Source organism: Burkholderia latens (assembly GCF_902499045.1).
Taxonomy (GTDB): domain Bacteria; phylum Pseudomonadota; class Gammaproteobacteria; order Burkholderiales; family Burkholderiaceae; genus Burkholderia; species Burkholderia latens.
On record NZ_CABVPL010000051.1, the window covers coordinates 35738 to 58365 of the forward strand.

At 66.4% G+C, this 22628-nt stretch carries 22 protein-coding genes and 2 tRNA genes; 21 read left to right on the top strand and 3 right to left on the bottom strand.

From position 1 onward, the window contains the following. Positions 1-19: 19 nt before the first annotated feature. The 17 genes from fabG to nagZ all read left to right on the top strand — a co-directional run bounded on the left by fabG (position 20) and on the right by nagZ (position 15733). Positions 20-769 carry a 3-oxoacyl-ACP reductase FabG gene (fabG, locus tag BSE24067_RS26425; protein ID WP_151065598.1) on the top strand — a complete coding sequence of 250 codons (750 nt, stop codon included), beginning with the start codon at positions 20-22 and terminating at the stop codon, positions 767-769. Positions 770-913: 144 nt separating this feature from the next. Beyond that, a complete protein-coding gene (acpP, locus tag BSE24067_RS26430) occupies positions 914-1153 on the top strand; it encodes an acyl carrier protein (RefSeq protein ID WP_004197638.1) in 240 nt (79 codons plus the stop codon). A 161-nt stretch (positions 1154-1314) separates the two neighbouring features. Then, positions 1315-2547, top strand: a complete 1233-nt coding sequence (gene fabF, locus BSE24067_RS26435) for a beta-ketoacyl-ACP synthase II (RefSeq protein WP_151065599.1) — start codon at positions 1315-1317, stop codon at positions 2545-2547. Positions 2548-2559: 12 nt separating this feature from the next. Further along, entirely contained in the window at positions 2560-3024 is a 465-nt protein-coding gene (locus BSE24067_RS26440; RefSeq protein ID WP_151065600.1) for a hypothetical protein, read from the top strand. A 91-nt stretch (positions 3025-3115) separates the two neighbouring features. After that, positions 3116-3715: an RNA polymerase sigma factor RpoE gene (gene rpoE, locus BSE24067_RS26445; protein ID WP_006752490.1), complete on the top strand. Its 600-nt coding sequence runs from the start codon at positions 3116-3118 to the stop codon at positions 3713-3715. A gap of 88 nt (positions 3716-3803) precedes the next feature. Next, positions 3804-4421, top strand: coding sequence for a sigma-E factor negative regulatory protein (locus BSE24067_RS26450; RefSeq protein ID WP_151065606.1), 618 nt, complete (start codon positions 3804-3806; stop codon positions 4419-4421). Between the two features lie 5 nt (positions 4422-4426). Continuing rightward, a complete protein-coding gene (locus tag BSE24067_RS26455; RefSeq protein ID WP_151065601.1) occupies positions 4427-5479 on the top strand; it encodes a MucB/RseB C-terminal domain-containing protein in 1053 nt (350 codons plus the stop codon). A gap of 16 nt (positions 5480-5495) precedes the next feature. Then, positions 5496-6983 carry a DegQ family serine endoprotease gene (locus tag BSE24067_RS26460; RefSeq protein WP_151065602.1) on the top strand — a complete coding sequence of 496 codons (1488 nt, stop codon included), beginning with the start codon at positions 5496-5498 and terminating at the stop codon, positions 6981-6983. 7 nt (positions 6984-6990) lie between these two features. Next, entirely contained in the window at positions 6991-7227 is a 237-nt protein-coding gene (locus BSE24067_RS26465; protein WP_151065607.1) for a glutaredoxin family protein, read from the top strand. Between the two features lie 276 nt (positions 7228-7503). After that, positions 7504-9297, top strand: coding sequence for a translation elongation factor 4 (lepA, locus tag BSE24067_RS26470; protein ID WP_151065603.1), 1794 nt, complete (start codon positions 7504-7506; stop codon positions 9295-9297). A gap of 16 nt (positions 9298-9313) precedes the next feature. Next, positions 9314-10207 carry a signal peptidase I gene (gene lepB, locus BSE24067_RS26475; protein ID WP_151065604.1) on the top strand — a complete coding sequence of 298 codons (894 nt, stop codon included), beginning with the start codon at positions 9314-9316 and terminating at the stop codon, positions 10205-10207. A gap of 152 nt (positions 10208-10359) precedes the next feature. Continuing rightward, a complete protein-coding gene (rnc, locus tag BSE24067_RS26480) occupies positions 10360-11619 on the top strand; it encodes a ribonuclease III (protein WP_174904906.1) in 1260 nt (419 codons plus the stop codon). Positions 11620-11679: 60 nt separating this feature from the next. Next, entirely contained in the window at positions 11680-12579 is a 900-nt protein-coding gene (gene era / locus BSE24067_RS26485; protein WP_040143767.1) for a GTPase Era, read from the top strand. Further along, positions 12566-13405, top strand: coding sequence for a DNA repair protein RecO (gene recO, locus BSE24067_RS26490; RefSeq protein WP_151066463.1), 840 nt, complete (start codon positions 12566-12568; stop codon positions 13403-13405). The genes era and recO overlap by 14 nt, the downstream gene beginning before the upstream one ends. Next, on the top strand, positions 13402-14178 hold the full coding sequence (pdxJ, locus tag BSE24067_RS26495; RefSeq protein WP_151066464.1) for a pyridoxine 5'-phosphate synthase: 777 nt from the start codon (positions 13402-13404) through the stop codon (positions 14176-14178). Before recO ends, pdxJ begins: the two co-directional genes overlap by 4 nt. 69 nt (positions 14179-14247) lie before the next feature. Then, positions 14248-14688, top strand: a complete 441-nt coding sequence (acpS, locus tag BSE24067_RS26500; RefSeq protein WP_151066465.1) for a holo-ACP synthase — start codon at positions 14248-14250, stop codon at positions 14686-14688. A gap of 16 nt (positions 14689-14704) precedes the next feature. Then, a complete protein-coding gene (gene nagZ, locus BSE24067_RS26505) occupies positions 14705-15733 on the top strand; it encodes a beta-N-acetylhexosaminidase (RefSeq protein ID WP_151066466.1) in 1029 nt (342 codons plus the stop codon). Between the two features lie 157 nt (positions 15734-15890). On the opposite strand, the gene BSE24067_RS26510 is transcribed toward nagZ, so the two are convergent. The 3 genes from BSE24067_RS26510 to earP all read right to left on the bottom strand — a co-directional run bounded on the left by BSE24067_RS26510 (position 15891) and on the right by earP (position 19441). Further along, complete coding sequence (locus tag BSE24067_RS26510; protein ID WP_151066467.1) at positions 15891-17276, bottom strand: sigma-54-dependent transcriptional regulator; 1386 nt, start codon at positions 17274-17276, stop codon at positions 15891-15893. Positions 17277-17547: 271 nt separating this feature from the next. Then, entirely contained in the window at positions 17548-18105 is a 558-nt protein-coding gene (gene efp, locus BSE24067_RS26515) for an elongation factor P (protein ID WP_151066468.1), read from the bottom strand. 139 nt (positions 18106-18244) lie between these two features. Further along, entirely contained in the window at positions 18245-19441 is a 1197-nt protein-coding gene (earP, locus tag BSE24067_RS26520) for an elongation factor P maturation arginine rhamnosyltransferase EarP (protein WP_151066469.1), read from the bottom strand. Between the two features lie 76 nt (positions 19442-19517). On the opposite strand from earP, the gene uvrC reads away from it, so the two are divergent. From uvrC to BSE24067_RS26540, 4 genes are all read left to right on the top strand, one after another. Next, on the top strand, positions 19518-21584 hold the full coding sequence (gene uvrC, locus BSE24067_RS26525) for an excinuclease ABC subunit UvrC (protein WP_151066470.1): 2067 nt from the start codon (positions 19518-19520) through the stop codon (positions 21582-21584). A 108-nt stretch (positions 21585-21692) separates the two neighbouring features. Then, the gene (gene pgsA / locus BSE24067_RS26530) at positions 21693-22280 is read left to right on the top strand and encodes a CDP-diacylglycerol--glycerol-3-phosphate 3-phosphatidyltransferase (RefSeq protein ID WP_059447979.1); all 588 of its coding nucleotides are present in this window, start codon (positions 21693-21695) and stop codon (positions 22278-22280) included. 144 nt (positions 22281-22424) lie between these two features. Continuing rightward, positions 22425-22500 (top strand) — tRNA-Gly (locus BSE24067_RS26535). 53 nt (positions 22501-22553) lie between these two features. Beyond that, a tRNA-Gly gene (locus tag BSE24067_RS26540) sits at positions 22554-22626 on the top strand. Positions 22627-22628 lie beyond the last annotated feature (2 nt).

The window sequence follows — 22628 nt, forward strand, 5'->3', positions numbered from 1 at the left end:
AGAGACGGATATTCGATTCATGGACAAGACTCTCGATAAACAGGTTGCGATCGTGACCGGCGCGTCGCGCGGCATCGGCCGGGCGATCGCGCTCGAACTGGCGCGCCTCGGCGCGATGGTGATCGGCACGGCGACGAGCGAATCGGGCGCTGCGGCGATTACCGCCGGGTTCGCGGAAGCGGGCGTGACCGGCCGCGGCGCGGTGTTGAACGTCAACGACGCGGCGGCTGCCGAGGCGCTGATCGACGCGACCGTAAAGGAATTCGGCGCGCTCAACGTGCTCGTCAACAACGCGGGCATCACGCAGGACCAGCTCGCGATGCGGATGAAGGACGAGGACTGGGACGCGGTGATCGACACCAACCTGAAGTCGGTGTTCCGTCTGTCGCGCGCGGTGCTGCGCCCGATGATGAAGGCCCGCGGCGGCCGCATCATCAACATCACGTCGGTGGTCGGCTCGGCCGGTAATCCGGGTCAGGCCAACTACGCGGCCGCGAAGGCAGGCGTGGCGGGCATGACGCGTGCGCTCGCGCGCGAGATCGGCAGCCGCGGCATCACGGTGAACTGCGTCGCGCCGGGCTTCATCGACACCGACATGACGAAGACGCTGCCGGAAGAACAGCAGGCCGCGCTCAAGACCCAGATTCCGCTCGGCCGCCTCGGCAGCCCGGAAGACATCGCCCATGCCGTCGCGTTCCTCGCATCGCCGCAGGCCGGTTACATCACCGGCACGACGCTGCACGTGAACGGCGGCATGTACATGTCGTAACGATTTTCGTTTACCATCCGCGCCGTATCCCGTTTTTCAGGCGGATCGGTGCTTGATCGACCATCAAGCCAACGCGCGTTTTGCCGTCAGCAAACCTGATAAAATGCGCGCACTTGTAAATCTGAACTTTCCCTCGGAGGGGTAATGGACAACATCGAACAACGTGTCAAGAAGATCGTCGCTGAACAACTGGGCGTCGCCGAAGCCGAGATCAAGAACGAAGCTTCGTTCGTGAACGACCTGGGCGCCGACTCGCTCGACACCGTCGAACTGGTGATGGCTCTGGAAGACGAGTTCGGCATGGAAATCCCGGACGAAGAAGCAGAGAAGATCACGACGGTTCAGCAAGCGATCGACTACGCTCGCGCGAACGTCAAGGCGTAAGCGCATTCGCGCTTGTCTGCCACGTCGCCGCGATCTTCGCGTTTGACGCGCCATCCTGCCGGCAACCGCGCCGGACGGACTAACAGCCACAGGGCTCGCAGGGCTGGTTCCTGTGGCCACTGTGGCTTTTGCTTTTGTCATCCAATGGAAAAGAGGTTACCGTGAGCCGCCGTCGTGTTGTCGTTACAGGCCTGGGGCTGATTTCGCCTGTTGGCAATAATGTTGCCGACGGCTGGGCCAATCTCGTCGCCGGCAAGTCCGGTATCGCCACCGTCACGAAGTTCGATGCGTCGAACCTCGCGTGCCATTTCGCGGGCGAAGTGAAGGGTTTCAGCGCCGAGGAGTACATCCCGGCGAAGGAAGCCCGCAACATGGATACGTTCATCCATTACGGCATCGCAGCCGGCGTCCAGGCCATGCGGGACAGCGGCCTCGAAGTGAACGAAGCCAATGCGGAACGCATCGGCGTGCTGGTCGGCTCCGGCATCGGCGGCCTGCCGATGATCGAAGACACGCACCAGACCTACGTCGATCGCGGCGCACGCCGGATTTCGCCGTTCTTCGTGCCGGGTTCGATCATCAACATGATCTCGGGCCATCTGAGCATCATGTTCGGCCTGAAGGGCCCGAACCTCGCGGCGGTCACGGCCTGCACGACCGGTCTGCACAGCATCGGCCTCGCCGCGCGCCTGATCCAGGCCGGCGACGCCGACGTGATGGTCGCGGGCGGCGCCGAATCGACGGTGTCGCCGCTCGGTATCGGCGGCTTCGCGGCCGCGCGTGCGCTGTCGACCCGCAACGACGATCCGGCCACCGCGTCCCGTCCGTGGGACAAGGACCGCGACGGTTTCGTGCTGGGCGAGGGTGCGGGCGTGATGGTGCTCGAGGAGTACGAATCGGCGAAGGCGCGCGGTGCGAAGATCTATGCGGAAGTCTCGGGCTTCGGCATGACCGGCGATGCGTACCACATGACCGCGCCGAACATGGATGGCCCGCGCCGCTGCATGGTGGCGGCACTGCGCGACGCCGGCGTGAACCCGGATGAAGTCCAGTACCTGAACGCGCACGGCACGTCGACGCCGCTCGGCGACAAGAACGAGTCGGACGCGGTGAAGGCGGCGTTCGGCGAGCATGCGTACAAGATGGTCGTCAACTCGACGAAGTCGATGACGGGTCACCTGCTCGGTGGCGCGGGCGGCCTCGAGTCGGTGTTCACGGTGCTGGCGCTGCACAACAACGTGTCGCCGCCGACCATCAACATCTTCAACCAGGACCCCGAGTGCGATCTCGATTACTGCGCGAACACCGCGCGTGACATGAAGATCGACGTAGCCGTGAAGAACAACTTCGGCTTCGGCGGTACCAACGGCACGCTGGTGTTCAAGCGCGTCTGACGCAGAAATCGCTTGACGAGTCCATTCGATGCTCCGGCCGGGCGTCCGCAGCGCTTTGCGTTGCGGACCTCGGCCGTGTCGTATGTCGTGCTGGCCGCATTCGTCGCGGCAGCCGCCGCATCCGCGTACCTGTTCTGGGCGCCGCGAGCCGGTGCGGCAGCCGGCGCGTGCGTGTCCGCGGTCACGGCCGCGCTGCTGGCCGTGTGCGCCGTGCGGGCCTGCGCCCGCCGCCTGCCGGCCGAACTGCAGATCGATGCGTTCGGGGAGATTGCGGCGTTTGGCCGCACCGGGCGCCTGCTGGCCCGGGGCCGCGTGACCGGCCATGCACACTGGAGCAGCCTGCTGCTCGTGCTGTCGGTCGGGCAGGGCGCCCGGCGCGCCCGGCCGCTGCTGATTCCGGCCGATGCGCTCGACGCCGCGTCGTTCAGCGCGCTGTCGGTGCTGGCGCGTACCGCCGGCGCAGCGGGGCGGGCGTGATGGCGGCGTGGTTACGCACCGTAACCAGCGGCCGCCGCCGGAACGCTACAATAACGCTCCGCGTTGCATCCCTAGTTAACGGATTTGTCAGGTGAGTGAAAAAGAAATCGATCAGGCTCTGGTCGAGCGCGTACAGAAAGGCGACAAGGCAGCGTTCGAACTCCTGGTCTCCAAATACCACCGCAAGATCATCCGGCTGATCTCGCGCCTCGTGCGGGATCCCGCCGAGGTCGAGGATGTGGCCCAGGACGCGTTCATCAAGGCGTATCGTGCGCTGCCGCAATTTCGCGGCGAGTCGGCGTTCTACACGTGGTTGTACCGGATTGCCGTCAATACGGCGAAGAACTACCTTGCGACGCAAGGCCGCCGGGCGCCGACCTCCACCGAGGCCGATGCCGAGGAAGCGGAAACTTTCTCCGACGCAGACCAACTAAGGGATATCAACACGCCTGAGTCGATGTTGATGAGCAAGCAGATTGCCGAGACGGTCAACGCTGCAATGGCCGTCCTGCCCGAAGAGCTGCGTCAGGCGATCACGCTGCGCGAGATCGAGGGCCTGAGCTACGAAGAGATCGCGGAAATGATGGATTGTCCGATCGGGACGGTCCGGTCGCGGATCTTCCGGGCGCGCGAGGCGATCGCTGCGAAATTGCGTCCGCTGCTCGATACGCCCGAAGGCAAGCGCTGGTAAGCGCGACGGGTGCAACGACGCGGGTCGGGGTCTAGTTACGGATAGAGTCGTGAAATCACGACGGGGTGTGTGCAAGATGGGGAGCATCATGGGGTCGGTCAATACGCAGTCGCAGGCGTGCTCGCGCGGCGAGCGCCTTTCCGCTCTGGTCGACGGTGAACTGTTCGACGGCCCGGATCACGGGCAGTTTCTGGCTGAGCTCGACCGCGCGGATCGCGCTGCGTGGGCCCATTACCACCTGATCGGCGATGCGCTGCGCTCGGACGAGCTCGCGCTGTCGCCGGCAACCAGCGCCGCGTTCACCGCACGTTTGTCGGCCGCGCTCGAAAGTGAGCCGCACCTGCTTGCACCAGCCGCCGCGCCGGTCGCGCGCAAGCTGCTGTCGCTGCGCCGCCGCGTCGTGCCCGCGTTCGCAGTCGCTGCCGCAGCCGCCACGCTGACGTGGATCGTCGTCCCGCAGATGCAGACGGCCGGTGCGCCGGGCGCCGTCCAGGTCGCGTCGGCAGGCGCGCCGCAGAACGGCAACCTGCAGCGCGTGACGGTTGCGCAGGCATCGGCCCAGCCGGGCCTGCAGGACGTCAACATCATCCGCGACGCGAGTCTCGACCAATACCTTGAAGCGCACCAGCAATTCGCGCAGCAGCCCGTCGTCACGGGCTCGATGCCGCTGATCCGCGCTGCCGTGACCACCACGCCAGGCCAATAAACCCGATGCGGACTTTGCAGTTGAATCACGCCATCTCCGGATGGAAGCGGCTGCCGGCCCTCCTGCTTTGCGCAGCCGCCCTGTTGTCCGTTCAATCCCTCCCAGCCAGCGCCCAGCAACCGGACGATCCCGTCGCGACCCGCAAGGGCGCAGCGGAATGGCTAGACCGTATCCAGCAGGCAGCGCAGCAGCAGAGCTACGAGGGCACGTTCGTCTACCAGCGTGGCGGATACGTGCAGTCGTCGCGCATCGCGCACGTGGTGTCCCGCGACGGCGAGTTCGAGCGGATCGAATCGCTCGACGGCAAGCCGCGCAAGGTACTGCGGCACAACGACGAGCTGTACACGTTCGTGCCGGAGCGCAAGCTGTGCGTCGTCGAACGTCGCCAGACGCGCGACTCGTTTCCCGCGCTGCTCGGCGCGGGCGGCGACCACGTGATGTCCGTCTATGACGCGAAGCTGCTGGGCAAGGATCGCGTCGCGGGCGTCGACGCGCAGGTCGTCGAACTCGTGCCGAAGGATGCGTACCGCTTCACGTACAAGCTGTGGGCCGATGCCCGCACCGGGCTGCTGCTGCGGTCGCAAACGCTCGACGCGAACGATCACGTGCTCGAGCAGGTCGCGTTCTCGCAACTGCAGACGGGCGGCGCCGCCGGCGACAAGTCCGCGATCGCGGCCGGGATCCGCAACCTGAGCGGCTGGACGGTCGTCCGCCCGCCGGTCGCGACGGTCGACATGGAGGCGCAGGGTTGGCAGATCGCACCGACCATCGCCGGCTTCCGGAAGATTCGCGAAGTGCGCCGGCCGATGGCCGCGCGCGACGCCGGCGATCCGCCGATTCCGGTCGATCAGGCCGTCTTCACGGATGGCCTCGCGACGATCTCCGTGTTCATCGAGCCGGCCGAAAAGAATACGCGCAAGGAAGGCGCGGGCAGCACCGGTGCGACCCACGTTCTCGTGAAGCGTCGCGGCGACTACTGGATCACCGTGCTCGGCGAAGTGCCGCCGGCCACGTTGCAGCAGTTCGCGTCTGCCATAGAATACAAGGCTTCCAAGTAACGCTACGGCTTCCGACATGACGAAACTCACGCTGCGCAAAGTGCTCGCGGCGGCGGCGCTGTGTGCCTGCCTGCCGCTCGTCCCGCAAACCGCGGCCGCTGTCACGCCTCCCGCTGCCAGCCTTCCCGATTTCGCCGACCTGGTCGAAAAGGTCGGGCCCGCGGTCGTGAACATCCGGACCACCGCGAACGTGCCGGTGCCCGGCCCGCGCGGCGCGCTTCCGCCGGGCTTCGACAACGGCGACATGTCGGAATTCTTCCGGCGCTTCTTCGGCATCCCGCTGCCGCAGGCGCCCGGCAACGGCGGCCCGAAGAACGCGCCGGCGCCCGACAATCCGCCCGACACCGAGCAGAACCGCGGCGTCGGCTCGGGCTTCATCGTGTCGGCGGACGGTTACGTGATGACGAACGCGCACGTCGTCGACGATGCCGACACCATCTACGTGACGCTGACCGACAAGCGCGAATTCAAGGCGAAGCTGATCGGCGTCGACGACCGCACGGACGTGGCCGTCGTGAAGATCCAGGCGTCCAATCTGCCGGTCGTCGCGATCGGCGATTCGAACAAGGTGCGGGTCGGCGAATGGGTCGTCGCGATCGGCTCGCCGTTCGGCCTCGACAACACCGTGACGGCCGGCATCGTCAGCTCGAAGAGCCGCAACACGGGCGACTACCTGCCGTTCATTCAGACCGACGTCGCGGTGAACCCCGGCAACTCGGGCGGCCCGCTGATCAACATGCAGGGCGAAGTCATCGGCATCAACTCGCAGATCTACAGCCGCACTGGCGGTTTCATGGGCATTTCGTTCGCGATCCCGATCGACGAGGCGATGCGCGTGGCCGACCAGCTGAAGGCGACCGGCAAGGTCACGCGCGGCCGCATCGCGGTCGCGATCGGCGAGGTGACGAAGGACGTCGCCGACTCGATCGGGCTGCCGAAGGCGGAAGGCGCGCTCGTCAGCAGCGTCGAACCGGGCGGCCCGGCCGACAAGGCGGGCATCCAGCCGGGCGACATCATCCTGAAGTTCAACGGCCGCCCGGTCGATGCCGCGTCGGATCTGCCGCGCATGGTCGGCGACACGAAGCCGGGCACGAAGGCGACCGTCAGCGTGTGGCGCAAGGGTCAGGCGCGCGATCTGCCGATCACGATCGCCGAGACGCCGACGGAGACGACCGCGAAGGCCGAGCAGCGCAAGAACGCGCCGCAGAAGCCGCGCCAGGCCAATTCGCTCGGCCTGACGGTCAGCGACATTTCGGCGGAGCAGATGAAGTCGCTGAAGCTGAAGAACGGCGTGCAGATCGACGGCGTCGACGGTCCGGCCGCGCGTGCGGGGCTGCAGCGCGGCGACATCGTGCTGCGCGTCGGCGACACCGACATCACGAGCGCGAAGCAGTTCGCCGAAGTGACGTCGCAGCTCGATCCGCAGAAGGCCGTCGCGGTGCTCGTGCGGCGCGGCGACAACACGCAGTTCGTGCCGGTGCGTCCGCGGCCGACGCAGAAGTAACATGCCGATGTTTACGCTCTACGGCCGCGGCTGGTGCCATCTGTGCGACGACATGCGCGCTGCGCTGGCGCCGGTGGCGGCCGAATTCGGCGTCGCGGTCGACTACGTCGACATCGACACCGATCCGGCGCTCGTCGCCCGCTATGACGAGGACGTGCCGGTGCTGCTGCTGGACGGCGCGGAAGTGTGCCGCCACCGCTTCGACGACGCGAGGGTGCGCGGCGCCCTTGCAGCCGGGCGCTGAACGGCGCCGGCGCGCCGATCGATCGTGCCCCGTCGGCGGCGTGCGGCGGTTGGCTGCGCCGGACGGCGTGTTTCTGCACGGCGCCCGTAGCGGGGCGCCCTGAACGGCCTACGTTACAGGGCCCGCGACCGGGCCCCGTTGCCGGGCGTCCCTTGCCGGTCTCCCAAATTACCGCCCGGCAAAGGCCTTTTCGGCTAAAATAAGCCGTTTTTTCACCGACTTACAAGGCGTGCTCCGCAGTCGTCGAGCGCGCCTTTTTCGCTTGATCGGCACTGAATGGATCATATTCGCAATTTCTCGATCATCGCGCACATCGACCATGGCAAGTCGACGCTCGCGGATCGCATCATCCAGGTATGCGGCGGGCTCGCCGACCGTGAAATGGAAGCGCAGGTGCTCGACTCGATGGACATCGAACGCGAGCGCGGCATCACGATCAAGGCGCAGACGGCCGCACTGTCCTATCGCGCCCGCGACGGCAAGGTCTACAACCTGAACCTGATCGATACGCCGGGGCACGTCGACTTCTCGTACGAAGTCAGCCGTTCGCTGTCCGCGTGCGAAGGTGCGCTGCTCGTGGTCGACGCGAGCCAGGGCGTCGAGGCGCAGACGGTCGCGAACTGCTACACGGCGATCGAGCTCGGCGTCGAGGTCGTGCCGGTGCTGAACAAGATCGACCTGCCGGCCGCGAACCCCGACAACGCGATCGAGGAAATCGAGGACGTGATCGGCATCGACGCGACCGACGCGACGCGCTGCAGCGCGAAGACGGGGCTCGGCGTCGAGGACGTGCTCGAGGCGCTGATCGCGAAGGTGCCGCCGCCGAAGGGCGATCCGGCCGCGCCGCTGCAAGCGCTGATCATCGACTCGTGGTTCGACAACTACGTCGGCGTCGTGATGCTCGTGCGCATCGTCAACGGCACGCTGCGTCCGAAGGACAAGATCAAGATGATGGCGACCGGCGCGCAGTATCCGGTCGAGCACATCGGCGTGTTCACGCCGAAGTCGCGCAATCTCGAATCGCTGTCGGCCGGGCAGGTGGGCTTCATCATCGCCGGCATCAAGGAACTGACGGCCGCGAAGGTCGGCGACACCGTCACGCACGCGACGAAGGCCGCGACCGAGCCGCTGCCGGGCTTCAAGGAAGTGAAGCCGCAGGTGTTTGCCGGCCTCTATCCGGTCGAGGCGAACCAGTACGACGCGCTGCGCGAATCGCTCGAGAAGCTGAAGCTGAACGACGCGTCGCTGCAGTACGAGCCGGAGGTGTCGCAGGCGCTCGGCTTCGGTTTCCGCTGCGGCTTCCTCGGGTTGCTGCACATGGAAATCGTGCAGGAGCGGCTCGAGCGCGAGTTCGACATGGATCTCATCACGACCGCACCGACGGTCGTCTATGAGGTGGTGCAGAGCGACGGCTCGACGATCATGGTCGAGAACCCGGCGAAGATGCCGGAGCCGGCGCGCATCGCCGAGATCCGCGAACCGATCGTCACCGTGAACCTGTACATGCCGCAGGATTACGTCGGCTCGGTGATCACGCTGTGCGAGCAGAAGCGCGGCTCGCAGATCAACATGCAGTATCACGGCCGTCAGGTGCAGCTCACGTACGAAATCCCGATGGCCGAAATCGTGCTCGACTTCTTCGATCGCCTGAAGTCGGTGTCGCGCGGCTACGCGTCGATGGACTACGAGTTCAAGGAGTACCGCACGTCGGACGTCGTGAAGGTCGACATGCTGATCAACGGCGACAAGGTCGACGCGCTGTCGATCATCGTGCACCGGTCGCAGTCGCAGTATCGCGGCCGTGAAGTGGCTGCGAAGATGCGCGAAATCATCCCGCGCCAGATGTACGACGTGGCGATCCAGGCCGCGATCGGCGCGCACATCGTCGCGCGCGAGAACATCAAGGCACTGCGCAAGAACGTGCTCGCGAAGTGCTACGGCGGCGACATCACGCGAAAGAAGAAGCTGCTCGAAAAGCAGAAAGAAGGTAAGAAACGCATGAAGCAGGTGGGTTCGGTCGAGATCCCGCAGGAGGCGTTCCTCGCGATCTTGCGCGTCGAAGACAAATAACAGGACTGATCCTTTTATGAATTTTGCGCTGATTCTTTTTGTGCTCGTCGTCGTGACGGGCGTAGCGTGGGTGTTGGACAAACTGGTGTTCCTGCCGCGGCGACGCTACGCGGCCGATGCGGCGATCGAGGAGTTCGATCGCCAGCAGTCGCGCATCGACAAGCGTTTCGCGGACGAAAACGCGGTGCAGACGCGTTCGAAGCTGCGCGACGAAAAACTGCGCCAGCCGTGGTGGCTCGAGTACACGGCAAGCTTCTTCCCGGTGATCCTCGCGGTGTTCGTCGTGCGTTCGTTCATCGTCGAGCCGTTCAAGATTCCGTCGGGCTCGATGGTGCCGACGCTGCTCGTCGGCGATTTCATCCTCGTCAACAAGTTCGAATACGGCCTGCGCCTGCCGGTCACGAACACGAAGATCACGCAGGGCAGCCCGCTGTCGCGCGGCGACGTCGTCGTGTTCCGCTACCCGAAGGACGAGTCGGTCGACTACATCAAGCGCGTGATCGGCCTGCCGGGCGATACGGTTGCTTACCAGGACAAGCAACTGACGATCAACGGCCAGCCGGTGCCCGAAACGCCGCTGCCCGATTACTTCGACGACGAGCGCCAGAATTACGCGAAGCAGTTCGAGGAAACGATCGGCACGAAGAAGAACGCGATCCTGAACAATCCGGCCGTGCCGCCGTTCGTGATGGGCGCGTACGACTACCCGTATCGCGACAATTGCACGTACAACAGCCGCGGCGTGATCTGCAAGGTGCCGCCCGGTCACTACTTCATGATGGGCGACAACCGCGACAACAGCGCGGACAGCCGCTACTGGGGTTTCGTGCCGGACAAGAACATCGTCGGCCGCGCGTTCTTCATCTGGATGAACTTCGGCGACCTGAAGCGCATCGGTTCCTTCAACTGATCGCCTTCGACCGCATGCAATACGCGACGCACGGGCCGCGTCGCGTATTGCCGAACTACTTTAAGAACCGGCGGTAACACCGTCTCGTCACGCCTTTTCGCGTCCGGCTGTGCCGTTTCGGCCCGACCGGCGCCCGCGTTATACTCCTGCACATGCCCCTATCCCAGTTGGAAAGCCGGCTGCGCTACGAATTTCGCAATGCGGAATTGTTGCGCCAGGCTTTGACCCATCGCAGTCACAGCGCCACGCACAACGAACGACTCGAGTTTCTCGGCGACTCCGTTCTGAATTGCGCGGTGGCAGCCCTTTTGTTTCAGCGCTTCGGCAAGCTGGACGAAGGCGACCTGTCGCGCGTGCGCGCCAACCTCGTCAAGCAGCAGTCGCTGTATGAAATCGCTCAGGCCCTGAATATTTCCGAAGGGTTGCGGCTGGGCGAAGGCGAGTTGCGCAGCGGCGGCTTCCGCCGCCCGTCGATCCTCGCGGACGCATTCGAAGCCATCATCGGGGCCGTGTTCCTCGATGGCGGCTTCGAAGCCGCCCAAGGGGTCATCAAGCGGCTCTATATCCCGATTCTCGACCACATCGATCCGCGCACGCTCGGCAAGGACGCGAAAACGCTGCTGCAGGAATACCTGCAGGGGCACAAGATCGCGCTGCCGACGTATACGGTCGTCGCGACACATGGTGCGGCGCACAATCAGCAGTTCGAAGTCGAATGCACGGTGCCGAAGCTCGACGTGAAGGTGGCGGGTTCCGGCGCGAGCCGCCGCGCGGCCGAGCAGGCCGCCGCGAAGAAGGCACTCGACGAGGTGCTGGCGGCCGCGCCAATGCTGGCCGCGAAGCCGAAGCGTTCGAAGAGCGCTCGCGGGTCGAAGCATGCGGAGCCCGAAATCGTGCCGGGCGTGAAGGGCGTGCAGGAAGCGCTCGACCTGCGCTCTCCGGAACGGAAGGAGCGGGCAGCGGCGCGCGACGCGAAGGCGGCGTCCGGCGCGGAGCCGGCCGAGCGGCCGGCCCAGGCGCCGATGGCCGCGATTCGCGCGGCGCACGTGGAAACGGGCGCGGACAAGGTCGAGCGGCCCGCGAAGCCAGGGGCCGACAAACCTGTCGACAAGCCGTCCGAAAAGCCGCTGGAAAAGCTGTCCGATCGTAACGAAACGGGCTCTCGCGCGGCCGACAAGCCGGCCGAGCGTGCCGACAAGCCCGCGGAAGGCGCGCCGCGTGCCGCCGACAAGCCGGCGGCCCAGCCGACCGATCCGGCCGCGCAGCCTGCCGACAAGCCGGCTCCCGGCCCCGAGGCCGCGTCGCGTGCGGCACAGCGTGCCCGCGACGCCGCGGCGCCCGACACCGAGACGCCGGCCGGCGGTGCAAGCCTCGCCGCCGCCCACGCGCGCGCGGCCGATGCCGGCCACTGAATTGCCCATCGATCGTGCCGCGCGCCGCGCGGCCGTTTCCGAACCTGTCTCCCAAACGATATGAACACTCCCGCTCCTACCGGTTTCCGCTGCGGCATGATCGCGATCGTGGGCCGTCCGAACGTCGGCAAGTCGACGTTGATGAACGCACTCGTCGGCCAGAAGATCAGCATCACGTCGCGCAAGGCGCAGACGACCCGCCATCGCATCACCGGCATCAACACGTTCGACGACGCGCAATTCGTGTTCGTCGACACACCCGGCTTCCAGACGCGTCACAGCACCGCGCTGAACCGCTCGCTGAACCGCGCGGTCACGTCGACGCTCACGTCGGTCGACGTGATCCTGTTCGTGATCGAGGCCGGCCGCTTCGGGCCCGACGACCAGAAGGTGCTCGACCTGATCCCGCCCGGCATGCCGACGCTGCTGATCGCGAACAAGATCGACCGCGTGGCCGACAAGGCATCGCTGTTCCCGTTCATGCAGCAGATGAGCGGGCTGCGCGAGTTCACCGAGCTCGTGCCGCTGTCGGCGCAGCGTCCGGAAGACATCAAGCGTCTGCTCGATACGATCAAGCCATACCTGCCGGAAGGCGAGCCGATCTACGGCGAGGACGAGCTGACCGATCGCAGCTCGCGTTTCCTCGCGGCCGAAATCCTGCGCGAGAAGGTGTTCCGCTGGACCGGCGACGAACTGCCGTACACGAGCACGGTCCTGATCGACAAGTTCGAAGAGGAAGGCCGCCTGAAGCGCATCTTCGCGACGATTCTCGTCGAGCGCGATTCGCACAAGGCGATGGTGATCGGCAAGAAGGGCGAGAAGCTCAAGCAGATCAGTACCGAAGCGCGAATGGACATGGAAAAGCTGTTCGACGGCCCCGTGTATCTCGAAACCTTCGTGAAGGTGAAGAGCGGCTGGGCCGACAACGAGGCGGGGCTGCGCGCCTATGGGTACGAATGACGCGCTGACGTCGACCGAAGACGCGGTGACGGCCGGCGCGAACGACGCGCCGTTGCCTGCACCGCCCGAACCGCCGCGTCGCAATGCGCGGCGCGCGACGTCTCGCACGTCCGATTTCCGCGTGACCGAGCAGCCGGCGTTCGTGCTGCACAGCTATCCGTACCGTGAGACGAGCCTGATCATCGACGTGCTCACGCGCGATCACGGCCGCCTCGCGCTCGTTGCGAAGGGCGCGAAGCGCCCGCACTCCGCGCTGCGGGGCGTGCTGCAGACGTTCCAGCCGTTGCTGCTGTCGTGGTCGGGCAAATCCGAAGTGCGCACGCTGACGGGTGCCGAGTGGGTCGGCGGGATGCTGCCGCTCGGCGGCGATGGCTTGCTGTGCGGCTTCTACGCGAACGAGCTGCTGGTGAAATTCTGCGCGCGCGAGGATCCGCAGCCGCCGCTCTTCAACCATTACGTGCTGACGCTCACGCGCCTCGCGCACGGCGAACCGGCCGTGCAGGTGCTGCGCTCGTTCGAGCGCGTGCTGCTGCGCGAGACCGGCTATGCGATGGCGCTGACCCGCACGGTCGCGCGCCGCGCGGTCGAACCCGATCGCAGCTACGTGTTCGATCCCGAGCGCGGCGTGCGCAATGCCGACGACGACGTGCCGTCGCACTGGCCGGTGATCACCGGTCAGACGTTGCTCGACATGGAGCAGGACGATTACCATCGAGCCCAGACGGTCGCGCAAAGCAAGACGCTGATGCGCTTCCTGCTGAACACCTATCTCGGCGGTACGCCGCTTGCCACGCGTCAGATCCTGATCGACCTGCAAAACCTATGAGCTTCTTCCTGACAACGCCCACCGCCATCGACCTCGGCGTGAACATCGACCACGTCGCGACGCTGCGCAACGCGCGCGGCACGGCCTATCCCGATCCGATCCGCGCGGCGCTCGCCGCCGAAGAGGCCGGCGCCGACGTGATCACGCTGCACCTGCGCGAGGACCGTCGCCACATCGTCGACGGCGACGTGCGCCAGCTGCGTCCGCTGTTGAAGACGCGGATGAACCTCGAATGCGCGGTGACGGCCGAGATGCTCGACATCGCGTGCGACGTGCGTCCGCACGACGCGTGCCTCGTGCCCGAGAAGCGCGAGGAACTGACGACCGAAGGCGGCCTCGACGTCGCCGGCCGCTTCGAGGCCGTGCGCGCGGCATGCAAGCAGCTCGCCGACGCCGGCGTGCGCGTGTCGCTGTTCATCGATCCGGACGAAACGCAGATCCGCGCCGCGCACGAAGCGGGTGCGCCGGTGATCGAACTGCATACCGGCCGCTACGCCGATGCGCACGACGAGGCCGAGCAGCAGCGCGAATACGAACGCATCGTCGCGGGCGTGCAGGCGGGCGCGCAACTCGGCCTGAAGGTCAACGCAGGTCACGGGCTGCATTACACGAACGTGCAGCAGATTGCCGCGATCGACGGCATCGTCGAGCTGAACATCGGCCACGCGATCGTCGCGCACGCGATCTTCGCGGGCTGGGACAACGCGGTGCGCGAGATGAAGGCGATCATGGTGGCCGCACGCGTGGCCGCGTTGCATGGCGGGGCACGTTGACGATGCAGCGCGGGCGCACGCAGTTCGATCGCGATCCGGCATCGTCCGTCGATCGCGGCAGGTGCTGACATGGCGATCTACGGTATCGGCACGGACGTCGTCCAGGTGAGCCGCATCGCGGCCGTGCTCGAGCGCACGGGCGGCCGGTTCGCCGAGAAAGTGCTCGGCCCCGACGAGCTGCGCGTGTTCCATGCGCGCCGCGCGCGCTCCGAGGCGCGCGGCATCGCGTTTCTCGCGACGCGCTTCTCCGCAAAGGAGGCGTTCTCGAAGGCGATCGGGCTCGGCATGCACTGGCCGATGACGTGGCGCGCGCTGCAGACCCTCAACCAGCGCAGCGGCGAACCGTACGTCGTCGCGTCGGGCGAGCTGGCCGACTGGCTCGCCGCGCGCGGCATCACCGCACGCGTGACGGTCAGCGACGAACGCGACTACGCGGTGTCGTTCGTGGTCGCCGAGACCGATGCCGCGCCGCCGCCCGTGCCCGCACTCGTTCCCCGAACCCTTTCCTGACGGACTTCCCGATTCGATGAAAACGACTCCCGGCCCGGTCATGCTCGACGTCGTCGGCACGACCCTGTCGCGCGACGATGCGCGGCGCCTTGCGCATCCGAACACCGGCGGCGTGATCCTGTTCGCGCGGCATTTCCAGGACCGCGCGCAACTGACCGCGCTGACCGATTCGATCCGCGCGGTGCGCGACGACATCCTGATCGCCGTCGATCACGAAGGCGGCCGCGTGCAGCGGTTCCGCACCGACGGTTTCACCGTGCTGCCGGCGATGCGCCGCCTCGGTGAGCTGTGGGATCGCGACGTGCTGCTCGCGACCAAGGTCGCGACCGCGGTCGGCTACATCCTGGCTGCCGAGCTGCGTGCGTGCGGGTTCGACATGAGCTTCACGCCGGTGCTCGATCTCGACTACGGGCATTCGAAGGTGATCGGCGATCGTGCGTTCCATCGCGATCCGCGCGTCGTCACGCTGCTCGCGAAGAGCCTGAACCATGGGCTGTCGCTTGCGGGCATGGCAAACTGCGGCAAGCATTTTCCGGGGCACGGCTTCGCGGAAGCCGATTCGCACGTCGCGCTGCCGACCGACGACCGGCCGCTCGACGCGATCCTCGAGCAGGACGTCGCGCCGTACGACTGGCTCGGCCTGTCGCTGTCGGCGGTTATTCCCGCGCACGTGATCTATACGCAGGTCGACAAGCGGCCGGCCGGTTTCTCGCGCGTGTGGCTGCAGGACATCCTGCGCGGGCGATTGGGCTTCACCGGCGCGATCTTCAGCGACGACCTGTCGATGGAAGCGGCACGCGAAGGCGGCACGCTCACGCAGGCGGCCGACGCGGCGCTCGCCGCCGGTTGCGACATGGTGCTCGTGTGCAACCAGCCGGACGCGGCCGAGGTCGTGCTCAACGAACTGAACGCGCGGGCGTCGGCCGAGTCGGTGCGGCGCATCAAACGGATGCGCGCGCGCGGCAAGGCGCTCAAGTGGGACAAGCTGATCGCGCAGCCCGAATATGCGCGCGCGCAGGCGCTGTTGAAGAGCGCACTCGCGTGACAAAGGCAGGGCGGCGCGAAGCCGCGCCGTTCCGTCTGCCTAAAACGAAAAGCCGCGCTGGTGCGCGGCTTTTTCATTGGCGGCGGATGCGGGTCGCGACGTGCGGTCATGCAGCTGACCGTCAAATCCCGGCAGCGCCCGAACGAGCACCGGCCGTTCAGTTGACCTTCATCCGCTGCAGCTTGTTGTACAGCGTCTTCGGGCTGATGCCGAGCAGCGTCGCCGCGCGATGGCGCGTGCCGCCGACCGCGTCGAGCGTCGCGCGGATCAGCAGATCCTCGACGTCGGACAACGGCGTGCCGACCTTGATCTGCACGCTGCTGCCGTTCAGCGCGGCACCGGCTGCGAAGCTCGCTTCGCCGGCGCGCAGCGTCTCGATGAAATCGCCGGATGCGTCGTACGCGAAGCGCACGCGCTCCTGAAGTTCGCGCACGTTGCCGGGCCATTCGTACGACAAACATTCGCGCACGAAGCCGGGTGCCGCGCGCTTGTCGGTCGTGCTGCGGCCGGTCGCACGCGCTTCGCGGTTCAGTTCGTCGATCAGCGCGTCCGCGATGGCGAGCGCATCGCCGTCGCGTTCGCGCAGCGGCGGCATCGTAATCGACGCCGCATCGAGGCGCAGCCACAAATCCTCGCGCAGCGTGCCGTTCGCGACCGCTTCGCGGGCCGGCCGGCGCGTGGCCGCGATCAGCCGGAAATCGCTCGCGATCGAACTGGTGCCGCCGATCCGCATGAAGTTCTGCGAGTCGAGCGCATGCAGCAGCGCTTCCTGCAGCACGAGCGGCAGCGCGGTGATTTCGTCGAGGAACAGCGTGCCGCCGCCGGCCTGTTCGAACAGGCCCGATTCGCGCCGCTCCGCGCCTTCGAACGCACCGCGCTCATGGCCGAACAGCACGCTGTCGAGCGACGCGCCGTGACGGCCGGCTTGCGCGATCGTCCGGCAGTCGAACGACACGAACGGCCCCTTGCGGCGCCGGCTCAGGTCGTGCAGCGTGCGCGCGGCCAGCTTCTTGCCGGTGCCGGCTTCGCCCGAGAACAGCACGGCCGTTTCGGTGCGTGCGTTGTGTTCGATCATGTCGTACACGTGCTGCATCGCCTCGCTGCGGCCGACCAGCGCGCCGAAGCGGCCGAGATGGCGCAGCGACGCGCGCAGCGTCTGCACTTCGTCGATCAGTTCGTAGGGACGCGGAATCCGGGCCAGCAGGCTGCGCAGGCGCGGAATGTTGATCGGCTTCAACAGGTAGTCCCAGATGCCGTGACGCAGGCCTTCGATCGCGCTTTCGACGGTCGCGTTGCCCGTCAGCACGATCACCGGCAGCGAGCCGTTCGGCTGCTGCTGCGGCAGATGCTGGAGCAGATCGAACCCGCTGCCGTCCGGCAGGTTCAGATCGACGAGGACGACGTCGGGAATCGAGCGGCCGAGCGCCGTGCGCGCCTCGGCGAGCGACGTGGCCGTGTCGACGGAGAAGCCGTCTGCGGCGAGCAGCGCGGTCAGGCCGGACAGACTATTGGGATCGTCTTCGACAATCAGGGCGTGTGGCATGGTGGACGCGAGTCGAGTCAAAAGAGGCGAGCTGTCGGCCACGGAGGCCGGCCGCAGCCGCATGTCAGATTAAAAACCGATTTTATGCCCCGCTGAACGCCTGACGCGCATTATTTCTCTGTCGCTATAAAACAGTTACCGATGATACAAATTGAATACCTTTAGTGCTGGATTTTGTGTTCGGCATGACACCGAAGCGTGCTGCTGTTGGCGCCGGACAAACAAAAAGCGCCCCGAAGGGCGCTTTGTTCGATACGGAAACAGCTGGCGGTTACGCGCGGCTGCGGTATTCGTTGGTACGCGTATCGATTTCGATCTTGTCGCCGGTATTGCAGAACAGCGGCACTTGCAGTTCGAAGCCCGTTGCGAGCTTCGCGCTCTTCAGCACCTTGCCCGACGACGTGTCGCCCTTGACGGCCGGTTCCGTGTAGGTGATCTCGCGAACGAGGATCGTCGGCAGTTCGACCGAGATCGCCTTCTCGTTGTAGAACACGACTTCGCACGCCATGCCGTCTTCGAGGTAGTTCAGCGCTTCGCCCATCATTTCCGCTTCGACTTCGTACTGGTTGTAGTCGGCGTCCATGAACACGTACATCGGGTCGGCGAAGTACGAGTACGTCACTTCCTTGCGGTCGAGCACGACGACGTCGAACTTGTCGTCGGCCTTGTAGACCGATTCCTGGCCTGCGTTCGTCAGCAGGTTCTTCATCTTCATCTTCACGACGGCGGCGTTACGGCCCGACTTGTTGTATTCCGTCTTCGCGATGACCCATGCGTCGCTGCCGATCTGCACGACGTTGCCTACGCGGAGTTCCTGTGCGGTCTTCATAAAAAACTGTCCTGATCCAATCAAATAAATAAGGTGCCTGAGCGGGGCGCAACGGCTGACGGCGCAAGCGGGGGTGCGTTCCGGTGGGCGCCCCAAGCTCAAACGCGAGCGCTTGCGTGGTCAGCCGTCGGATAACCGCTTATTTTAACTGAGTTTTTGCGTATTCCGCCAGCTTTCCGGCGAGATCGCCCACGCGCGCGAGCGCATCCGCCCAGCGCGCCGCGTTGGCGTCGAGCGCGGCGCGGTGCTGCAGCAAATCCGCCCAGTCCGGCGTGCCGGCACCGTTCCATGCGTGCCAGAAGCGCTCGAGCGCCGCGCGCGGGGCGGCGTCGAGCCCGGCCGTCAGATGCGCGAGCGCGGCGTCGAGCTTCGGCAGGTGCGCATCGTCGGCTTGCGGGTAGATGTGCCATACGAACGGCTTGCGCGCCCACTGCGCGCGGACGAACGAATCTTCGCCGCGCACGAAATTGACGTCCGCGACCCACAGCAGCGCATCGTAGTCGGCCTGCGGGACGAACGCGAGGCCGTGTGCGGTCAGGTTGCCGGCCGTCGCATGGGCGCCGGCGCCGAACGACTCGACCCCGAAAAAGCGCGCGATCGCCGGCGACACGCGTCCGGCCGGCACGAGCGCGACCACGGGGGACGGGCTGTCGCGCCACTGCGCGAGCAGCGCGCCGACGGCTGGATTCTCGTACGCGAACAGGCTGACGATCGTCGTGCCGGGCGCGGGCGGCGCGCCGCCCGTTGCCCGCTGCCACCATGCTGCGCGTGCCGCCGCGTCGGCTTCGAACGCGGTGCGGCGCGCGTCGAGGTCGTGCTCCTTCAGCACGCCGCCGGTGCCGGCCGACAGGCCGGGGAAGAAGAACGTCTTCAGCAGCGGATAGCGCGGATGCGGCGACGGGCGCAGATGGAAATCGGCGACCCAGTCCTCCGCGCTCAGGTATTCGAGGTTGATCCACACGGGGCGGCGTGCGCGGCGGGCCATCGCCGCCAGATACGCGCCGGGCAGCTCGCACGCGAACGCTTCGATCACGACGTCGGCGATCTCGAGCGCGTCGCCCACTTCCGCATGCCAGTGCTCGATCACGAGCCCGTCGACCGTCTGCCGCGCCGCATCGGGATCGAGCGCCGGTTGCAGCCGCGCGAACGTGCGCAAATCGTCGATGAAGAGGCGCACCTGCCAGCCGTGCTCGCGCGCGAGCTGCCGCGCGAGGCGCCAGCACACGCCGATGTCGCCGAAGTTGTCGATTACGGTGCAGAAGAGATCGCACGCGATCGGTTCGCCGGGCGCGAGCCGGGCGGGGGAGGCGACGGAGGCAGGGGTGGTGCTGGGCATCGAAGCGGGCCGGTGAATGCTCTAAACTGGCGATTCTAATGGACCCGTTCCGCGCCACAAGGCGCCCGGATCACGCATGACATCCCCAGAAGCCGCCGACCTCCCGTTCGAACCGAAGAAGATCCTCGCGCAGTTGCCGCACATGCCGGGCGTCTACCGCTACTACGATGCGGCGGGCGCCGTGCTTTACGTCGGCAAGGCCCGCGACCTGAAAAAGCGCGTGTCGAGTTATTTCACGAAAACGCAGCTGTCGCCGCGCATCGCGATGATGGTCACGCGCATCGCACGCATCGAGACGACCGTCACGCGCTCGGAGGCCGAGGCGCTGCTGCTCGAGAACAACCTGATCAAGGCACTCGCGCCGCGCTATAACATCCTGTTTCGCGACGACAAGTCGTATCCGTACCTGAAACTCACCGCGCACCGCTTTCCGCGCATGGCGTACTACCGCGGCTCGGTCGACAAGCAGAACCAGTATTTCGGGCCGTTCCCGAGCGCGTGGGCCGTGCGCGAAAGCATTCAGATCCTGCAGCGCGTGTTCCAGTTGCGCACCTGCGAGGACTCGGTTTTCAACAACCGCACGCGGCCGTGCCTGCTGCATCAGATCGGCCGCTGCACGGCGCCGTGCGTCGGCGCGATTTCCGAGGACGACTACGCGGTCGACGTGTCGAACGCCGCGCGCTTCCTGCTCGGCCGGCAGTCGGAGGTGATGAAGGAGCTCGAGCAGAAAATGCATGCGTTCGCGGCCGAGCTGAAGTTCGAGCAGGCGGCGGCCGTGCGCAACCAGATGAGCTCGCTCGCGACGGTGCTGCACCAGCAGGCGATCGAGGTCGGCAGCGACAGCGACGTCGACATCCTGGCCGTCGTCGCGCAGGGCGGACGCGTGTGCGTGAACCTGGCAATGGTGCGCGGCGGCCGGCATCTTGGCGACAAGGCTTATTTTCCGACGCACGTCGAAAGCGCGCTGACGCTGGCCGAAGGCGGGCTCGGCGACGACGCCGACGCGACGGACGATGCGGACGGTGCGGACGGTGCGGACGCGGCCGACGCGGCCGACGCGAGCGCTACGGCGCTGCCCGACCGGCCCGCGGAAGAGGCGCCGGCCGCGCGCGACGCCGGTGCATCGGTCGAGGCCGAGGTGCTCGACGCGTTCATCGCGCAGCACTATCTCGGCAACCGCGTGCCGCCGGTGCTGGTCGTGAGCCACGCGCCGGCAAGCCGCGACCTGCTCGAGCTGCTGTCGGAGCAGGCCGGTCACAAGGTGTCGCTGGTGCGGCAGCCGCAAGGGCAGCGGCGCGCGTGGCTGTCGATGGCCGAACAGAATGCACGGCTTGCGCTCGCGCGGCTGTTGTCCGAGCAGGGCTCGCAGCAGGCGCGCACGCGCGCGCTGGCGGAGACGCTCGGCCTCGAATGCGACGATCTCGCGACGCTGCGCATCGAGTGTTTCGACATCAGCCATACGATGGGCGAGGCGACGCAGGGGTCCTGCGTCGTCTATCACCATCACAAGATGCAGTCGGGCGAGTACCGGCGCTACAACATCACCGGCATCACGCCCGGCGACGATTACGCGGCGATGCGGCAGGTGCTGACGCGCCGCTACGAGAAGATGGTCGAGCAGGCCGCGCAGGCAGCGGCCGCCGACGCCGCCGCCGGCATCGATGGCGAATCGACGCGCGCGGCCGAGGCATCGAGCCTGCTGCCGAACATCGTGCTGATCGACGGCGGCAAGGGGCAGGTCGAGATCGCGCGGCAGGTGTTCACCGAGCTCGGGCTCGACACGTCGATGCTGGTCGGCGTCGCGAAGGGCGAGGGGCGCAAGGTCGGCCTCGAGACGCTGGTGTTCGCGGACGGCCGCACGCCGCTCGAGCTCGGCAAGGAGAGCGCCGCGCTGATGCTCGTCGCGCAGATCCGCGACGAGGCGCACCGCTTCGCGATCACCGGGATGCGCGCGAAGCGGGCGAAGGCTCGCCAGACGTCGCGGCTCGAGGAACTCGAAGGCGTCGGCGCGAAGCGCCGCCAGCGGCTGCTCGCGCGGTTCGGCGGGCTGCGCGGTGTCGTCGCGGCCAGCGTCGAGGAACTGGCGAGCGTCGACGGCATCTCGCACGCGCTCGCCGAGCAGATCTACAAGCAGCTTCATTGACGCGGCCGTGCGACCGGTTGCTTGTGCCCGCGAGCGCGCGTTACCCGCGTTCTTGTGGCAGGCCGATCGACACGGCACAATTGCGAATCCTTTACTGACCCGCAAGCCATGCCGTTCAATTTCCCGATTTTCCTGACGTGGGTCCGGATCGTGCTGATCCCGCTCGTCGTCGGCGTGTTCTATCTGCCGGACACGGTGATGGGCGGCGCGCACCGCAACCTCGCGGCGGCGGCGATTTTCATCCTCGCCGCGCTGACCGACTGGTTCGACGGCTTTCTCGCGCGGAAGTGGAACCAGACGTCGTCGTTCGGCGCATTCCTCGATCCGGTCGCGGACAAGCTGATGGTGACGGCCGCGTTGCTGATCCTGGTGCAGATCGCGCGGGTCGATGCGGCGATCGCGCTCGTGATCGTCGGGCGCGAGATCGCGATCTCGGCGCTGCGCGAGTGGATGGCACAGATCGGCGCGTCGAAGAGCGTCGCGGTGAATCAGCTCGGCAAGTTCAAGACCGCGTGCCAGATGGTCGCGATTCCGATGCTGCTTTACTACGGCCCGCTGCCGCTCGGCATCGCGACGATCGACACGCGCGTGTGGGGCGAGTGGCTGATGTATCTTGCGGCGGTGCTGACGATCTGGTCGATGCTGTACTACATGAAGCTCGCATGGCCGCAGATCCGCGAGCGCGGGGGCGCGTGACGTGCATCGCGGAGTCGGCGACGCAGGTTTTTGGAAAAAGGGCTGGAAAAGCCCTTGACATACGAATGCGCCTTCGACATAATCTCGCTTCTCCGCTGCACGACGAAGTAAGTGTGTGACGGGGAAGCAGTAGTGCAGCAATGCGCGGGAGTAGCTCAGTTGGTAGAGCGCAACCTTGCCAAGGTTGAGGTCGCGAGTTCGAGACTCGTCTCCCGCTCCAGATTTTTTCTGGCAGCGTGTTGAGCGGCAAAGCGCTGCAGATGCAGGACCCATGCGGGAGTAGCTCAGTTGGTAGAGCGCAACCTTGCCAAGGTTGAGGTCGCGAGTTCGAGACTCGTCTCCCGCTCC

What these genes read in the sequence shown, in the direction of transcription:
- fabG (WP_151065598.1), top strand. Translation starts at nt 20, where the DNA reads ATGGACAAGACTCTCGATAAACAGGTTGCGATCGTGACCGGCGCGTCG.
- acpP (WP_004197638.1), top strand. Translation starts at nt 914, where the DNA reads ATGGACAACATCGAACAACGTGTCAAGAAGATCGTCGCTGAACAACTG.
- BSE24067_RS26450 (WP_151065606.1), top strand. Translation starts at nt 3,804, where the DNA reads ATGGGGTCGGTCAATACGCAGTCGCAGGCGTGCTCGCGCGGCGAGCGC.
- BSE24067_RS26455 (WP_151065601.1), top strand. Translation starts at nt 4,427, where the DNA reads ATGCGGACTTTGCAGTTGAATCACGCCATCTCCGGATGGAAGCGGCTG.
- BSE24067_RS26460 (WP_151065602.1), top strand. Translation starts at nt 5,496, where the DNA reads ATGACGAAACTCACGCTGCGCAAAGTGCTCGCGGCGGCGGCGCTGTGT.
- BSE24067_RS26465 (WP_151065607.1), top strand. Translation starts at nt 6,991, where the DNA reads ATGTTTACGCTCTACGGCCGCGGCTGGTGCCATCTGTGCGACGACATG.
- lepA (WP_151065603.1), top strand. Translation starts at nt 7,504, where the DNA reads ATGGATCATATTCGCAATTTCTCGATCATCGCGCACATCGACCATGGC.
- lepB (WP_151065604.1), top strand. Translation starts at nt 9,314, where the DNA reads ATGAATTTTGCGCTGATTCTTTTTGTGCTCGTCGTCGTGACGGGCGTA.
- rnc (WP_174904906.1), top strand. Translation starts at nt 10,360, where the DNA reads ATGCCCCTATCCCAGTTGGAAAGCCGGCTGCGCTACGAATTTCGCAAT.
- era (WP_040143767.1), top strand. Translation starts at nt 11,680, where the DNA reads ATGAACACTCCCGCTCCTACCGGTTTCCGCTGCGGCATGATCGCGATC.
- recO (WP_151066463.1), top strand. Translation starts at nt 12,566, where the DNA reads ATGGGTACGAATGACGCGCTGACGTCGACCGAAGACGCGGTGACGGCC.
- pdxJ (WP_151066464.1), top strand. Translation starts at nt 13,402, where the DNA reads ATGAGCTTCTTCCTGACAACGCCCACCGCCATCGACCTCGGCGTGAAC.
- acpS (WP_151066465.1), top strand. Translation starts at nt 14,248, where the DNA reads ATGGCGATCTACGGTATCGGCACGGACGTCGTCCAGGTGAGCCGCATC.
- nagZ (WP_151066466.1), top strand. Translation starts at nt 14,705, where the DNA reads ATGAAAACGACTCCCGGCCCGGTCATGCTCGACGTCGTCGGCACGACC.
- BSE24067_RS26510 (WP_151066467.1), bottom strand. Translation starts at nt 17,276, where the DNA reads ATGCCACACGCCCTGATTGTCGAAGACGATCCCAATAGTCTGTCCGGC.
- efp (WP_151066468.1), bottom strand. Translation starts at nt 18,105, where the DNA reads ATGAAGACCGCACAGGAACTCCGCGTAGGCAACGTCGTGCAGATCGGC.
- earP (WP_151066469.1), bottom strand. Translation starts at nt 19,441, where the DNA reads ATGCCCAGCACCACCCCTGCCTCCGTCGCCTCCCCCGCCCGGCTCGCG.
- uvrC (WP_151066470.1), top strand. Translation starts at nt 19,518, where the DNA reads ATGACATCCCCAGAAGCCGCCGACCTCCCGTTCGAACCGAAGAAGATC.
- pgsA (WP_059447979.1), top strand. Translation starts at nt 21,693, where the DNA reads ATGCCGTTCAATTTCCCGATTTTCCTGACGTGGGTCCGGATCGTGCTG.